Origin of the sequence: Bordetella sp. FB-8 (assembly GCF_000382185.1) — a bacterium.
Taxonomy (GTDB): domain Bacteria; phylum Pseudomonadota; class Gammaproteobacteria; order Burkholderiales; family Burkholderiaceae_B; genus Bordetella.
In genome coordinates, this window is record NZ_KB907784.1 from 176,348 (window position 1) to 191,300 (window position 14,953).

Genomic DNA, 14,953 nt, shown 5'->3' on the forward strand with positions numbered 1-14,953 from the left:
AAGTGTGGGTCATTTTATAATCACAGCCCTGATGGCTGATTCCGCTCCCTCCCCTTCCCCCGTCGCACCGCTGCCCGTCGGCAGCACCATTGCCGACACGCTAGCCGCCCTGAAACCCGGTGCCCGCTACGTCAGGCCGCGCCCACCCGGCTCGGCCGACGGCTGGATGCTGGCCACCCTGGCGCAAAAGGCAGAACGCCCCCTGGTCGTTTTCACCGCCGACCCGCTGGAAGCCCAGCGTCTGGCCGAGGAAATCCCGCTCTACGCTCCCGGCCTGCGGGTGCGGCAGTTGCCCGATTGGGAAACCCTGCCCTACGACGTGTTCTCGCCGCACCAGGATCTGATCTCGGAACGCCTGCGCACGCTCAACGCGCTGATCAAGCACGACGTCGACCTGCTGACCGTGCCTGTGACCACGGCGCTGTATCGCCTGGCGCCCCCCTCGTTTCTGGCGGCTTACACCTTCTCTTTCCGCCAGAAAGACAAGCTCGACGAAAGCGCCCTGCGCGCCCAGCTGGTGCTGGCCAACTACACCCATGTCACGCAGGTCACGGCGCCCGGCGAATTTTGCCTGCGCGGCGGGCTGATCGACCTCTTTCCCATGGGTTCGGCCGTGCCCTACCGGCTCGATCTGTTCGACGACGAGATCGAATCGATACGCGCCTTCGACGTCGACACGCAGCGCAGTCTCTATCCCGTGCGCGAAGTGCAGTTGCTGCCCGGCCGGGAATTCCCCATGGACGAAGCGGCGCGCAACCATTTCCGCGCGCGTTTTCGCGAAGTGTTCGAAGGCGATCCTTCGCGGGCCGTGCCGTACCGCGATATCGGCAACGGCATTGCGTTTGCCGGCGTCGAATACTACCTGCCGCTCTTTTTCGAACAGACGGCCACGCTATTCGATTACCTCGCGCCCGACACCATCACAGTCACACTGGGCGACATTGACAACGCCATGCTGCGTTTCGCGCAGGACACGGCCAGCCGCCACCAATTCCTCAAGAGCGACCGCGAGCGGCCCGTGCTGGCGCCGCAGGCACTCTTTCTCGACCAAGAAAGTCTGTTCGCGCGCCTGCGCGATTTTCCGCGCCTGGCAATAAGCGACGAGCGCATTCATCCCGATTTCGCCCCTGCCCCCGATGTCGCGATTTCCCGGCGCGCCGAGGACCCCGTCGCCAAGCTGCGCGCCCTGCTCGGCAGACCCGACCGCGTGCTGTTGTGCGCCGATTCGGCCGGCCGGCGCGAAACCCTGGCCCAGATGCTCGCCGAGCAAGGCCTGGCTCCCGACCTGCAAACCGACACCATCCAGACGTTCCTGGCGGCGCAGGCACATTTCGGCTTGGCCGTGGCGCCGCTGGCCGGCGGCTTTGCCATCCCCGCAGGCGGCCTGGTCTTTCTCACCGAGAACGATCTCTATCCCGGACACGCGGCCGCCCACCGCGGCAAGCGCTCTCAGGAACGCACCAGCAACGTCCAAGCCATGGTGCGCGACCTGGCCGAACTGCGCGAGGGCGATCCGGTGGTGCATGCCCAGCACGGCATCGGCCGCTACCACGGCCTGGTCAACATGGACATGGGCGAAGGCGAGATGGAGTTCCTGCACCTCGAATACGCCAGCGGCAGCACGCTCTACGTGCCCGTCTCGCAGTTGCATGTCATTGCCCGCTACAGTGGCGCAGACCCGGAAGCCGCGCCGCTGCACCAGTTGGGTTCCGGACAATGGGACAAGGCGCGCCGCAAGGCGGCCAGGCAGGTGCGCGATACGGCCGCTGAACTGCTGGCCCTGTATGCCCAGCGCGCCGCGCGCGAAGGCTATGCCTTCAAGCTGCCGCTTACCGACTACCAAGCCTTTTCCGAAGGCTTCGGCTTCGATGAGACGCCCGACCAGTCCGCCGCCATCCAATCCGTCCTCGCCGACATGACCTCGGGCAAGCCCATGGACCGCCTGGTGTGCGGCGACGTGGGCTTTGGCAAAACCGAGGTGGCGCTGCGCGCCGCGTTCCTGGCGGTAGCCAACGGCAGGCAGGTCGCCCTGCTCTGCCCCACCACGCTCCTGGCAGAGCAGCATGCGCAGACCTTCTCCGACCGCTTTGCCGACTGGCCCGTGCGCGTGGTGGAGCTGTCGCGCTTTCGTTCAGCGAAGGAGGTCACGGCCGCCGTCGAAGGCATCAACGACGGACGCGTGGACATCGTCATCGGCACGCACAAAATCCTCTCCAAGGACGTCAAGTTCAAGCGCCTGGGCCTGGTCATCATCGACGAGGAGCACCGCTTCGGCGTGCGCCAGAAGGAGGCGCTCAAATCCCTGCGCGCCGAGGTCGACGTACTCACCCTCACCGCCACGCCCATACCACGCACCCTGGGCATGTCGCTCGAAGGCATACGCGACTTCTCCGTCATCGCCACGGCGCCGCAAAAGCGGCTGGCCATCAAGACCTTCGTACGCCGCGAAGACGGCAGCACGCTGCGCGAAGCCCTGCTGCGCGAACTCAAGCGCGGTGGTCAGGCCTATTTCCTGCACAATGAAGTCGAGACCATCCACAACCGCCGCGCGCGCCTGCAGGAACTGGTCCCCGAAGCCCGCATCGGCGTGGCCCATGGCCAGATGCCCGAGCGCGAGCTCGAGCAGGTGATGAAGAACTTCTACCAGCAGCGCTTTAATGTCCTGCTATGCACCACCATTATCGAAACCGGCATCGATGTGCCGTCCGCCAATACCATCGTCATCCACCGCGCCGACCGTTTCGGCCTGGCCCAGTTGCACCAGCTGCGCGGCCGCGTAGGCCGCTCGCACCACCAGGCCTATGCCTACCTGCTCACACCGGGCGACGATGCCATTACTGCCAACGCAAAAAAGCGCCTGGAGGCCATCCAGGCCATGGAAGAGCTGGGTGCGGGCTTCTATCTGGCCATGCACGATCTGGAAATCCGCGGAACCGGCGAAATCCTGGGTGATTCGCAATCGGGCAATATCCAGGAAGTGGGCTTCTCCATGTACAACGAGATGCTCAACGAAGCTGTGCGCGCTCTGAAGGCCGGCGAGGAACCCGACCTGGACGCGCCATTCAATCTGGCCTGCGAGGTCAATCTGCACGCCCCTGCCCTGCTGCCTTCGGACTATTGCGCCGACGTGCCCGGCCGCCTGGCCATCTACAAGCGCCTGTCGCACGCGCAAGACGAAGACGAACTCATCGCCATCCAGGAGGAACTCATCGACCGTTTCGGCAAACTCCCCGAAGCCGCGCAGACGCTGCTCGCCACCCACCGGATCCGCCTGTGGGCCGTGCCGCTAGGCATCTTCAAGATCGATGCGAGCGAGACGCAGGCCTTGCTGCAGTTCGGTCCCAAGACGACGGTAGATCCGGTGCGCATGATCGAACTGGTGCAAAAGCAAAAACATATCCGCTTCTCCGGCCAGGACAAGCTGCGCGTGGAATTCACCGCCCCGCAGATCGGCCAGCGCGTGGATGCCATCAAAGGACTTTTGAGGGCGCTGCGTTGATGTGCGACAGCCTCGAGAGGCTCCGAGCCCGTCCCGGCGCGCCATCCCCGTGGCAGCGCCCAAGTGACGGGGCAGTCCCGCGGGGACTTCGGCCGCCTAAAGCGGCGGCCGAACCCGTCACTTCGAAACGGACACGGGGATGGCGCGTCGGGACGGACGTCTTAAGAACTCAAGAACACCCATTGCAAGAGTCATGACTACCACCAACCTCATCATCCAGTCCCCCGCCCTGACCGACAGCCACGCCGAACACCTGGCCGCGCTGTCCAGCGCCGAAGGTATCGTGCGCATCAGCCAGACGGCCATGCGCCTGCTCGACGTCGACACCGATGCGCAGACACGGCGGGAAACTCTCGAATGGGCCGGCGACCATCACGTCGACGCCGCTTTCGTCCCCGCCGCCCGAAGACTGTCGGACTGCCGCGTGCTGGCCATGGACATGGACTCCACGCTCATCAATATCGAGTGCATCGACGAAATCGCCGCCTACGCCGGCCGCGGCGAACAAGTGGCCCGCATTACCGAAGCGGCCATGCGCGGCGAGATCCCCGATTTCGCCGAAAGCCTCAGGCAGCGCACAGCGCTGCTGGCCGGAGTGCAAGCCGGCGTGCTGGACCAGATCTACCAGGACAGGCTGCGCCTGAATCCAGGCGCCGAGCGCCTGCTCGCTTCGGCGCAGGCTGTCGGCATCAAGACCCTGCTGGTATCGGGCGGCTTCACTTTTTTCACCGATCGCCTGCGTGAACGGCTGAACCTGAGCGCCACGCATGCCAATACCCTGGAAATCGGCGGCGACGGCAAGCTTACCGGCCGCCTGCTGGGTGAGATCGTCGATGCCGACGCCAAGGCCACCCGCCTGCGCGCCTTCGCCGCCGAGCACGGCGCCGCCCAGGCCGACCAGATCATCGCCCTGGGCGACGGGGCCAACGACCTCAAGATGCTGGCCCTGGCCGGCTATGCCGTGGCCTACCACGCCAAGCCCCTGGTCCGCCAGCAGGCGCCTTACGCGCTCAGCTATTGCGGCCTGGATGCCGTGCTGAACTGGTTCGAAGGCTAGGTTTTCTTCACCCCGTCGGCTTGGCGGCCGCGCGCATTGCGTTGCGCGTGATGCGCGACAGGTCCGGGCATCTGGCGTTCCTGGATTCAATCTGATTTGCGGGAGGCCCGGCGGTACAGGTACCGATACACGAACCCCGGATAGGCCATCACCAGGTACAGACTAAGGGTGATGGCATAGAACTGCCATCCCTGGGAGAAGCGGTTGCCCAGGGAGGTTTCGAACGCAAACCCGATCGCGCCCACGACCAGGTAGGACGCCAGCACCTCGATCAGCCGCAGCCAGAACGGCTTGGCCACAGCGGCTCCGCCACGCCGATACGGCAACAGGGCAAACACCCGCTCAGTCAGGAAAGGTAGGTTGGCGCTAACCAGCGCCACCACAATGAGCAACCAAACCGCCACGGACTGCGTCACAAACAGGTATCCATAAAAGAAAATGGCCATTCAAGGAATGGCCATTTTTGCATCATTCGCTCAGCAGGCCGGATTGGGATCAGCGCAGCAGCGAAACCTGGATGGCCTGCACGCAAACGGCCATCAGCCCGCCGGGCAAAATCCCAAGCAGAATGATGAGCAGGCCGTTGAGCGACAGCACGCCGCGCACCGCGCCGGACACCGGTGCAATCGCGCCGGCGTTCTCGGCCGGATCGTCGAAATACATGACCTTGACCACGCGCAGATAGTAGAAGGCGCCGATCAGTGAGAAGAACACCGCGATGACCGCCAGGGCGACCTGACCTTGCTGGATCAGCGCCTGCAGCACAACCAGCTTGGCATAGAAGCCAACCAGCGGCGGAATGCCCGCCAGCGAGAACATCAGCAGCAGCAGGATCAGGGCGCGCCACGGGCTGCGGCGGTTCAGGCCCTTCAAATCCTCGATCTCTTCACACTCGAATCCCTGGCGCGACAGCAGCAGCACCATGCCGAAGCTGCCCAGCGTCGTCAGCACGTAGACGATCATGTAGAACAGCGAGGCACCGTAGCCCCCGGCAGACGAGCCCACCACGCCGGCCGACAGGCCCAGGAGCACAAAACCCATGTGCGAAATGGTCGAATACGCCAGCATGCGCTTGAAATTGCTCTGCACGATGGCCGTAAGATTGCCGATCGCCAGCGACAGCACCGCCAGGATCATCAGCATAGGCTGCCAATCAACCGCCAGGCCATGCAGCCCCTGGACCAGCACGCGCAGCGCAATGGCAAAGGCCGCCAATTTGGGCGCGGCGCCCAGAATCAGGGTGACAGCCGTGGGCGAGCCCTGGTAGACATCAGGCACCCACATGTGGAAAGGCACGGCACCCAGCTTGAAGGCCAGGCCAGCCACCAGAAACACCACGCCGAAGACCAGCGCCATTTGATGCGCCTTACCCGACTGGATGACCGCGGCGATTTGGAGCAGGTCCAGATGGCCGGTGGCGCCGTAGATCATGGACATGCCATACAGCAGGAAGCCCGAGGCCAGCGAGCCCAGCACAAAGTACTTCATGGCGGCCTCGGTGGCCGTCGCATCGTCGCGCCGCAGGGCGATCAGCGCGTACAGGGGCAGGGACATCAGCTCCAGGCCCAGGTACACCGACAACAGATTGCCGGCCGAAATCATCACCATCTGACCCAGCAGCGCGAACAGCGTCAGCACGTACAGCTCGCCGCTCTTGAGCATGTCGCGCGCCTGGGCGTAGTAGCGGCCGTAGATCAGCGTGACCGCCACGGCGACAAAGGACGCCAGCTTGAGCAGGTACGCCAGCGGATCGGCCACGTACAAACCGTCGAAGGTCTTGCCGTGCATGCCGTCCTTCCACTGAATCAGCGTCACCACGAACAGCGCGGCCAGCGCCAGAAGGGTCGCACCGAATGTGGTCTTGCGCTCGGGATGCTTGCTCAGCACGTCGATGAGCAGGATGGCCAGGCCGAAGACCAACAGCAGGATCTCGGGCAGCGCCAGGGCGAAGTCGAAGTGGGATTGCATCATTGTCCAGTCTTACAGTTTCGAGACCGCCACGTGTTGCAGCAGGGCCTGAACCGACACGTGCATCACGTCGGTAAAGGGCTTGGGATAGATACCCATGAACAGCACGGCGATCGCCAGGATGCCGAGGATGAAGAACTCGCGGCAGTTGACGTCTTTCATCTCGCGCACAGGGTCGTTGGTGATCTCGCCGAACGCCACGCGCTTGACCATCCAGAGCGAGTAGGCCGCGCCCAGGATCAGCGCGGTGGCCGCCATGAGGCCGACCCAGAAGTTGTGTTCGACCGCACCCATGATGACCATGAATTCGCCCACGAAACCGCTGGTGGCCGGCAGGCCGCTGTTGGCCATGGAGAACAGCACGAAACAGGTGACAAAGCGCGGCATCACGTTGATCACGCCGCCGTAGTCGGCGATGCGGCGCGAGTGCATGCGGTCGTACAGCACGCCGATGCAAAAGAACATGGCACCCGACACGAAACCGTGCGAGATCATCTGCACGATGGCGCCTTCGGTGCCGGCCGTATTGAAGACGAAAAAGCCCAGCGTGACAAAGCCCATGTGCGCCACGGACGAATAGGCCACCAGCTTCTTCATGTCGTCCTGCACGATCGCCACCAGACCGATGTAGATCACCGCGATCAGCGACAGGGCAATCATCAGCCAGCTAAGGCTATGCGATGCGTCCGGGGTGATGGGCAGCGAGAAGCGCAGGAAACCATAGGCGCCCAGCTTGAGCATGATGGCTGCCAGCACGATGGAGCCGCCGGTGGGTGCCTCGACGTGGGCGTCCGGCAGCCAGGTGTGCACCGGCCACATCGGCACCTTGACGGCGAAGGCCGCCAGCAGCGCGAGGAATATCAGCACCTGCGGGGTGTAGCCCAGCTTGATCTGTTGCCACGTGAGGATGTCGAACGAACCGCCCGAGACATGCCACAGATAGATGAACGCGACCAGTGTCAGCAGCGAACCCATCAGCGTGTACAGAAAGAACTTGAATGCGGCGTAAACACGGTTGGGCCCGCCCCACACGCCCACGATGATGTACATCGGGATCAGCGTGGCTTCGAAGAATACGTAGAACAGCATGCCGTCCAGCGCGCAGAACACGCCCACCATCAGACCCGAGAGGATCAGGAAGGAGGCCATGTACTGTGCGATGCGGCTGGTGATGACTTCCCATCCGGCCAGCACCACGATGATGGTGACGAACGCGGTGAGCAGCACAAACCACAGCGAGATACCGTCGATGCCCAGGTGGTAGTTCATGTTGAAGGCCGGAATCCATGAGGCCTTCTCGACAAACTGCATGGCAGCGGTCGAATCGTCGAAACCGGTATAGAGCGGAAGCGTCACCAGAAAGCTGACAATGGAACCTACCAGAGACAGTTTGCGCGTGAAGCCCGGCTTGTCGTCGGCGCCCAGCGCCAGCACCAGCAGGCCGAAGACGATCGGGACGAAGATCGCAAGCGTGAGCCAGGGAAAGTGATTGGATGCCATCTCGCTTGCCATCATTGGGGAATCAGCACGAAGAAAGTCACCAGCGCCAGGATGCCGATGAACATCGCGAACGCATAGTGGTAGATGTAGCCGGACTGCAGGCGGCGTGAGGCCGAGGCCACCCGGCCCACCAGGCGGGCCGAGCCGTTGATCAGGGCATCGATCGTGCCGCGATCACCCTTCTGCCACAGCCCCTGGCCCAGGCAGCGCGCGCCGCGCGCGATGACCTGCTCGTTAAACCAGTCGGCGTAGTACTTGTTCTCAAGCACCGTGTACAGACCCGACAAATTGGACTTGATCGCGGCCGGAACCTTCGGGTTGATCAGGTAGCAATACCAGGAGATCACGAAGCCCGCTACGACCAGCCAGAAAGGCAGCGAAGTGAAAGCGCCAAGGCCGAAGTCGACCCAGCCGTGCCAGTCGTGCCGCATCTCTGCCATAGCCGGATGCTGCGGCAGCACGGTGATTACGCCATGAAAGAAATTACCGAAAAGCAAAGGGTCGATCACCAGCGCGCCGATCACCACCGACGGAATGGCCAGCAGGATCAGCGGCAGCGTCACGACCCAGGGCGACTCGTGCGGCGCATGACCGTGGCCATGGCTGTCATGGCCGTGACCATGCGCATCGTGGCCGTGATCGTGGCCATGCGCCGCGTAGCGCGGCTTGCCGTGGAACACCAGGAAGTACAAGCGGAACGAATACAGCGAGGTCACGAACACGCCGATCAGCGTGGCGTAATGGGCAAAGCCCGCGCCCCATACATTGGCTGCGGCTGCCGCCTCGATGATGTGCTCCTTGGAGTAGAAGCCCGAGAAGAACGGGGTACCCACCAGGGCAAGCGTGCCGATCAGGAAGGTGATCCAGGTAATGGGCATGCGCTTCCACAAGCCGCCCATATTGCGGATGTCCTGGTCGTGATGCATACCGATGATGACCGAGCCGGCGCCCAGAAAGAGCAGCGCCTTGAAGAAGGCGTGGGTCATCAGGTGGAAGATCGCCACCGGATAGGCCGAGGCGCCCAGTGCGACGGTCATGTAGCCCAGCTGCGACAGCGTGGAATACGCCACCACGCGCTTGATGTCGTTCTGGATGATGCCCAGAATGCCCAGGAACAGCGCGCCGATGGCGCCGATCACGATGATGAACGACAGGGCCGCGTCCGAGTACTCGAACAGCGGCGAGAAGCGCGCGACCATGAAGATGCCGGCCGTCACCATGGTGGCGGCGTGGATCAGCGCCGAGATAGGCGTGGGGCCTTCCATCGAATCGGGCAGCCAGGTATGCAGCGGCACCTGGGCCGACTTACCCATGGCTCCGATGAACAGGCAAATGCAGGCCACGGTAATGAGCGACCAGTCCGAGCCCGGCAGTTTCATGCCCGCCAGCTTGCTGCCCTGGGTAAACACCTCGGCATAATGCATCGAACCGGCATGGGCAAACAGCAGGCCGATACCCAGCACGAAGCCGAAGTCGCCGACGCGATTGATGAGAAAGGCCTTCATGTTGGCGAAGATCGCCGTGGGGCGGGTATACCAGAAACCGATCAGCAGGTACGACACCAGGCCCACCGCCTCCCAGCCGAAGAAGAGCTGGACCATGTTGTTGGACATGACCAGCATCAGCATCGAGAAGGTGAAAAGCGAGATGTAGGAGAAAAAGCGCGTGTAGCCCGGATCGTCGGCCATGTAGCCGATGGTGTAGATATGCACCATCAGCGAGACGAAAGTGACCACCACCATCATCAGGGCCGACAGCGCGTCGATCTGGAAGCCGATCTGCAAGGGCACCTTGCCGATCATGCTCCACGTGTAGACCACGCCGTCGTAGGTATGACCAGCCAGCACGTCCTTGAGCACCACGAAGGAGCCGACGGTCGAGACCAGTACCAGCAGGATGGTGACGCAGTGCGCGCCGCGCCGGCTGATGAAGCGGCCCAGGAAACCCGTGCCGAACAGGCCGGCCACGATGGCGCCCACAAGGGGAGCCAGCGCGATCAGCAAATAGAGATTTAGGGAGCTAGACATTTTCTTCCGATACTCCGTCAGCCCTTGAGGCGGTCGAGTTCATCGACGTTGATCGTGCTCAGGTTACGGAACAACAGCACCAGGATGGCCAGGCCGATGGCCGACTCGGCGGCGGCCACGGTCAGGATGAAGAACACGAACACCTGACCGGCCGTATCGCCGGCCCAGCTCGAGAAGGCCACGAAATTCATGTTGACGGCCAGGAGCATCAGCTCGATGGACATCAGCAGAATGATGAGGTTGCGGCGGTTCAGGAAGATGCCGAAGATCCCGATGGCGAACAGGATCGCCCCCAGAACCAGGTAATGCGCCAGCGTGAGCGTCATTGCTTTTCTCCTTGCTCGTTCTGTGCGGACGAATCGGCAACTTGATTGCGATCGCTCACCGCCTTCATCTGGACCATGCGCAAGCGATCCTTGGCCTTCACGCGCACCGCGGCGGACGGATCGTTGTACTTGGCCTGCGACTTGCGGCCGCGCAGCGTCAGCGCGATTGCGGCGACCATGCCCACCAGCAGGATGGCCGCACCCACTTCAACGCCGTAGACGTAATGGCCGTACATGGCCTCGCCCAAAGCGCGGGCGTTGTTGTAGCTGTTGGGCATGGTGGCCGGCGTGGATTCGCCGCCCCAGGTCGAGAACAGCACGAAGGCCATTTCAAGCACCAAGACGCCGCCCACGACGACACCCAGGGGCAGGTAGGTCTTGAGCCCCCGACGCAGGTGATCGACGCGAATGTCCAGCATCATCACGATGAAGAGGAAAAGCACCATCACCGCACCCACATACACCAACACCAGCAGCAAGGCCAGGAACTCGGACCCCAGCAGCATCCAGATCATGGCCGCGTTGGCGAAAGCCAGGATCAGGTGCAGTACGGCGGTCACGGGGCTGCTCGCCGTAATGACCCGGAAAGCCGAGATCACCAGGACGAAGGACAGCAGATAAAACAAAAAGGTAGTGAATGTCATGTCTGTCTATACCCCGGCTCAGCGGTAGGGCGCGTCTTCGGCACGGCGCTTGGCGATTTCGGCTTCGTAGCGGTCGCCCACGGCGAGCAACATGTCCTTGGTGAAGTACAGGTCGCCGCGCTTTTCGCCGTGGTATTCGTGGATGTGCGTTTCCACGATGGAGTCCACGGGACAGCTTTCTTCGCAGAAGCCGCAGAAGATGCATTTGGTCAGGTCGATGTCATAGCGCGTGGTGCGACGGGTGCCGTCTTCACGCACGTCCGATTCGATGGTGATTGCCAGGGCCGGGCACACCGCTTCGCACAGCTTGCAGGCGATGCAGCGCTCTTGCCCGTTAGGGTAGCGGCGCAGCGCATGCAAGCCGCGGAAACGCGGCGACAGAGGCGTCTTCTCCATGGGGTAGCGCAAAGTGATCTTGCGCTTGAAGAAGTACTTGCCCGTGAGCTTCATGCCCTTGAAGAGCTCGGACAGCAGAAGGCTGCCGAAAAAATCCTTGATTGCTTCCATATCCGTCTCGCAGCTCGCTCAGTGCCAAATATTGAAAGGCGTCTGCATCCAGATCGCCACGACCACCAGCCACACACCGGTCAGCGGGATGAATATCTTCCAGCCCAGACGCATGATCTGGTCGTAGCGGTAGCGCGGGAAGGCCGCACGGAACCAGATGAACAGCGACACCACGCAGAAGGTCTTGATGCCCAGCCAGATCCAGCCCGGGATCAGCGTGAACGGCGCGACATTCAGCGGCGACATCCAGCCGCCCAGGAACATGATCGACGCCATGCACGAGAGCAGGATCATGTTGGCGTACTCGCCCAGGAAGAACAGCGCGAAGGCCGTGCCTGAGTATTCGACCATATGGCCGGCCACGATTTCCGATTCGCCTTCGACCACGTCGAAGGGATGGCGGTTGGTTTCGGCCACCATCGAAATGATGTAGATCACGAACAGAGGCAGCAGCGGCAGCCAGTTCCAGGAAAGGAAGGTCAGGCCGTGGGCGGCGAACCAGCCTCTGCCCTGCCCCAACACAATGTCGCTCATGTTCAGGCTGCCCGAGACCAGCAGCACCGCCACCATCACGAAGCCCATGGCCAGTTCATACGACACCATCTGCGCCGAGGCGCGCAGCGCGCCCAGGAAGGCGTATTTGGAGTTCGATGCCCAACCCGCCACGATCACGCCGTATACGCCCACCGAGGTGATGGCCATGACGTACAGAAGGCCGGCGTTGACGTTGGCCAACACCACTCCGGGCGAAAAAGGAACGACCGCCCAGGCGGCCAGGGCAGGCATGAGCACTACCACCGGCGAGATGATGAAAAGGACCTTGTTGGCCTTGGACGGCACCACCACTTCTTTCGTGATGAGCTTGAACACGTCGGCGAAAGGCTGGAGCAGCCCCTTGGGACCCACTCGCGTGGGACCCAGCCGGATGTGCATGAAGCCAATCATCTTGCGTTCCCACAAGGTGAGGTACGCCACGCACAGGATGACGGGAACGGCGATCAGCACGATCTTGACGATCGTCCAGACCACCAGCCAGACGGTCGGGCCCAACAGGGCCGCGCCATGGGTTTCGAGTACATCAAGCCAAGTCATCAGGCACGCTCCACGCTGATTTCGCCGAAGGCACCGCCCAAGGGGGCAGTCTGCTCGAAGGCCGTCGCGATGCGCACGGTGCGGGCCGCCACGGTGTCGTCCTGAACCGCTTGCAAGACCACCGAACCGGCGGCCGACTTGACGCGCACTTGCGCGCCGGCCGACAGGCCCAGCTGCGACAAAGTCGCACCATTGATGCGCGCTGCCGGCACGCTAGAAGCCGGTGCGGCCTGAAGAGCGCCGGAGCGGCGCACGATGGCATCAGAGCGATAGATCGGCACGTCGGCCAGACGCTCCAGGCCGCCGGACGCGGCGCACGCGGCGGGAGCCGCCTTGATCTGATTGGACAGGCGGCCTTCGATCCCACCGCTCAGCACGGCATCACGCACCGACTCGGAGCTCTCGTCTTCGAAACCCGGCAGTTGCAGCACATTGCCCAACACGCGCAGCACCTTCCAGCCCGGACGGCTTTCGCCCAGCGGCGCCACGGTGCCCTTGAAGCTCTGAGCCGTGCCCGCGGCGTTGACGAAGGTGCCGGAGGTTTCGGTGAACGGAGCGACCGGCAGCATCACGTCGGCCCAGTCCTGCGCAGCCGAACGATAGGAGGTCAGCGCGACCGAGAACGCGCTCTTGAGCGCGGCCACGGCCTGCGGGCCGTTGTCGGCATCGAGCAGCGGCTCGGCGTGCAGCACCACATAAGCCTTGAGCGGATCGGCCAGCATCGCCGCGGCTGTCTTGCCGCCCTGCCCCGGCACGGCACCCGCCAAGTAGCCGCCCACGGTGTTGCCGCCGGAGGTCAGGAAACCAAGCTTGCCTGCGGCCAAGCCAGCGAGCACGCCGGCATTGGCGACCAGGGTGGAAGCAACCGGCGAATTCACGGCCAGGTTGCCCAGCAGCACGGCGACGTTCGAACCGGACGCCAGGCTGGCGGCGATACGCTTGGCTTCGTCGCCCGGCGTCACCTGCGCAAATTGCACCGGCACGGCCGCCGACTTGGCCTGGGCCAGCGCCACGGCCACTTCGGCCAGGGCGTTCACCATGCCCGAAGGCGCAGTAGTGATGCGCGCGGTCACGGGCATCAGTGGATTGTCGGCCGAACCGTCGATCAGCAACACCTGCGTGCCGCGCTTGGCGGCCTGGCGCAGACGCTGAGCGATCAACGGATGATCCTTGCGCAGGAACGAACCGACGATCAGCACGCGATCAAGATTGTCCACTCCGGCGATGGGCATACCCAGCCAGGGCGCACCGGACAAGGCGGCGTCCAAGCCGGCATCGGTCTGGCGCAGGCGGAAATCGATGTTCTGCGAACCCAAGGCGCGCATCAGGCGGCCCAGCAGAGCAAATTCTTCGGTTGTCGCGTATTCGGTGGCCAGCGCGCCGATCTGGCCGGAGCCCGCGCTCTCACGCGCGCGGTTCAGGCCCTGGGCCGCGGCCTGCAGCGCGTCGGACCAGGAGGCTTCGCGCCAGCTGCCGTCCGCGTTCTTGATCATAGGCAAGGCCAGGCGGTCTTCGCTGTTCAGGCCCTCGTACGAGAAACGGTCGCGGTCGCTGATCCAGCATTCGTTGACGGCTTCGTTTTCGAAAGGCACCACGCGCAGGACTTCGTTGTCCTTGACCTGCACCACCAGATTGGCGCCCACGCTGTCGTGCGGGCTGACGGAGCGGCGGCGCGCCAGTTCCCAGGTCCGGGCGCTGTAGCGGAACGGCTTGGAAGTCAGCGCACCCACGGGGCAGATATCGATCATATTGCCCGACAGCTCGGACTCGACACTGCGTCCCACGAAGGTGGTGATCTCGGCATGCTCGCCGCGACCCAGCATGCCCAGTTCCATCACGCCGGCGATTTCCTGGCCGAAGCGTACGCAGCGGGTGCAATGAATGCAGCGGGCCATTTCCTCGGCCGACACCAGCGGACCCAGGTCCTTGTGAAAGACCACGCGCTTTTCTTCCTTGTAGCGCGAAGCGGACTTGCCATAGCCCACCGCCAGGTCCTGCAGTTGGCACTCGCCGCCCTGGTCGCAGATCGGGCAGTCGAGCGGGTGGTTGATCAGCAGGAACTCCATGACCGACTCTTGCGCGGCACGGGCCTTCTCGGACTGGGTATGCACCACCATGCCATTGGTCACGGGCGTGGCGCAGGCCGGCAGGGCCTTGGGCGCCTTCTCGACCTCGACCAGGCACATGCGGCAGTTGGCCGCGATGGACAGTTTCTTGTGGTAGCAGAAATGCGGCACGTAGAGCCCGATCTTCTGGGCGGCATGCATGACCATGCTGCCCTCGGGGACTTCGACCTTATTGCCGTCGACGGTTATTTCAACCATTGCTGTTCC

Annotated in this window: 11 protein-coding genes; 2 read left to right on the forward strand and 9 right to left on the reverse strand. The window is 63.3% G+C overall.

What is annotated here, in order from left to right; translation table 11 throughout:
• Nucleotides 1–31: 31 nt before the first annotated feature.
• Both mfd and serB read left to right on the forward strand, forming a co-directional pair.
• Nucleotides 32–3,499, forward strand: coding sequence for a transcription-repair coupling factor (mfd, locus tag H143_RS0100870; RefSeq protein WP_019936336.1), 3,468 nt, complete (start codon nt 32–34; stop codon nt 3,497–3,499).
• A gap of 193 nt (nt 3,500–3,692) precedes the next feature.
• Nucleotides 3,693–4,556 (forward strand): phosphoserine phosphatase SerB, encoded by an 864-nt coding sequence (gene serB / locus H143_RS0100875; RefSeq protein WP_019936337.1) that lies wholly within the window; start codon nt 3,693–3,695, stop codon nt 4,554–4,556.
• Nucleotides 4,557–4,642: 86 nt separating this feature from the next.
• Here serB and H143_RS0100880 read toward each other — a convergent pair whose 3' ends face one another.
• The 9 genes from H143_RS0100880 to nuoG form a co-directional block, all read right to left on the reverse strand.
• Nucleotides 4,643–4,972, reverse strand: coding sequence for a DUF2818 family protein (locus H143_RS0100880; RefSeq protein WP_026349604.1), 330 nt, complete (start codon nt 4,970–4,972; stop codon nt 4,643–4,645).
• Nucleotides 4,973–5,051: 79 nt separating this feature from the next.
• Nucleotides 5,052–6,527: an NADH-quinone oxidoreductase subunit NuoN gene (nuoN, locus tag H143_RS0100885; protein ID WP_019936339.1), complete on the reverse strand. Its 1,476-nt coding sequence runs from the start codon at nt 6,525–6,527 to the stop codon at nt 5,052–5,054.
• 9 nt (nt 6,528–6,536) lie between these two features.
• Nucleotides 6,537–8,039 (reverse strand): NADH-quinone oxidoreductase subunit M, encoded by a 1,503-nt coding sequence (locus tag H143_RS0100890; protein ID WP_019936340.1) that lies wholly within the window; start codon nt 8,037–8,039, stop codon nt 6,537–6,539.
• Nucleotides 8,036–10,051: an NADH-quinone oxidoreductase subunit L gene (gene nuoL, locus H143_RS0100895; protein ID WP_026349605.1), complete on the reverse strand. Its 2,016-nt coding sequence runs from the start codon at nt 10,049–10,051 to the stop codon at nt 8,036–8,038. The genes H143_RS0100890 and nuoL overlap by 4 nt, the downstream gene beginning before the upstream one ends.
• Before the next feature lie 17 nt (nt 10,052–10,068).
• Nucleotides 10,069–10,377, reverse strand: a complete 309-nt coding sequence (nuoK, locus tag H143_RS0100900; protein ID WP_019936342.1) for an NADH-quinone oxidoreductase subunit NuoK — start codon at nt 10,375–10,377, stop codon at nt 10,069–10,071.
• Nucleotides 10,374–11,021 carry an NADH-quinone oxidoreductase subunit J gene (locus H143_RS0100905; protein WP_019936343.1) on the reverse strand — a complete coding sequence of 216 codons (648 nt, stop codon included), beginning with the start codon at nt 11,019–11,021 and terminating at the stop codon, nt 10,374–10,376. Before H143_RS0100905 ends, nuoK begins: the two co-directional genes overlap by 4 nt.
• Before the next feature lie 18 nt (nt 11,022–11,039).
• The gene (gene nuoI / locus H143_RS0100910) at nt 11,040–11,528 is read right to left on the reverse strand and encodes an NADH-quinone oxidoreductase subunit NuoI (RefSeq protein ID WP_019936344.1); all 489 of its coding nucleotides are present in this window, start codon (nt 11,526–11,528) and stop codon (nt 11,040–11,042) included.
• Between the two features lie 18 nt (nt 11,529–11,546).
• On the reverse strand, nt 11,547–12,620 hold the full coding sequence (nuoH, locus tag H143_RS0100915; RefSeq protein ID WP_019936345.1) for an NADH-quinone oxidoreductase subunit NuoH: 1,074 nt from the start codon (nt 12,618–12,620) through the stop codon (nt 11,547–11,549).
• Nucleotides 12,620–14,944 carry an NADH-quinone oxidoreductase subunit NuoG gene (gene nuoG, locus H143_RS0100920; protein WP_019936346.1) on the reverse strand — a complete coding sequence of 775 codons (2,325 nt, stop codon included), beginning with the start codon at nt 14,942–14,944 and terminating at the stop codon, nt 12,620–12,622. Before nuoG ends, nuoH begins: the two co-directional genes overlap by 1 nt.
• Nucleotides 14,945–14,953 lie beyond the last annotated feature (9 nt).

What these genes read in the sequence shown, in the direction of transcription:
- mfd (WP_019936336.1), top strand. Translation starts at nt 32, where the DNA reads ATGGCTGATTCCGCTCCCTCCCCTTCCCCCGTCGCACCGCTGCCCGTC.
- serB (WP_019936337.1), top strand. Translation starts at nt 3,693, where the DNA reads ATGACTACCACCAACCTCATCATCCAGTCCCCCGCCCTGACCGACAGC.
- nuoN (WP_019936339.1), bottom strand. Translation starts at nt 6,527, where the DNA reads ATGATGCAATCCCACTTCGACTTCGCCCTGGCGCTGCCCGAGATCCTG.
- H143_RS0100890 (WP_019936340.1), bottom strand. Translation starts at nt 8,039, where the DNA reads ATGATGGCAAGCGAGATGGCATCCAATCACTTTCCCTGGCTCACGCTT.
- nuoL (WP_026349605.1), bottom strand. Translation starts at nt 10,051, where the DNA reads ATGTCTAGCTCCCTAAATCTCTATTTGCTGATCGCGCTGGCTCCCCTT.
- nuoK (WP_019936342.1), bottom strand. Translation starts at nt 10,377, where the DNA reads ATGACGCTCACGCTGGCGCATTACCTGGTTCTGGGGGCGATCCTGTTC.
- H143_RS0100905 (WP_019936343.1), bottom strand. Translation starts at nt 11,021, where the DNA reads ATGACATTCACTACCTTTTTGTTTTATCTGCTGTCCTTCGTCCTGGTG.
- nuoI (WP_019936344.1), bottom strand. Translation starts at nt 11,528, where the DNA reads ATGGAAGCAATCAAGGATTTTTTCGGCAGCCTTCTGCTGTCCGAGCTC.
- nuoH (WP_019936345.1), bottom strand. Translation starts at nt 12,620, where the DNA reads ATGACTTGGCTTGATGTACTCGAAACCCATGGCGCGGCCCTGTTGGGC.
- nuoG (WP_019936346.1), bottom strand. Translation starts at nt 14,944, where the DNA reads ATGGTTGAAATAACCGTCGACGGCAATAAGGTCGAAGTCCCCGAGGGC.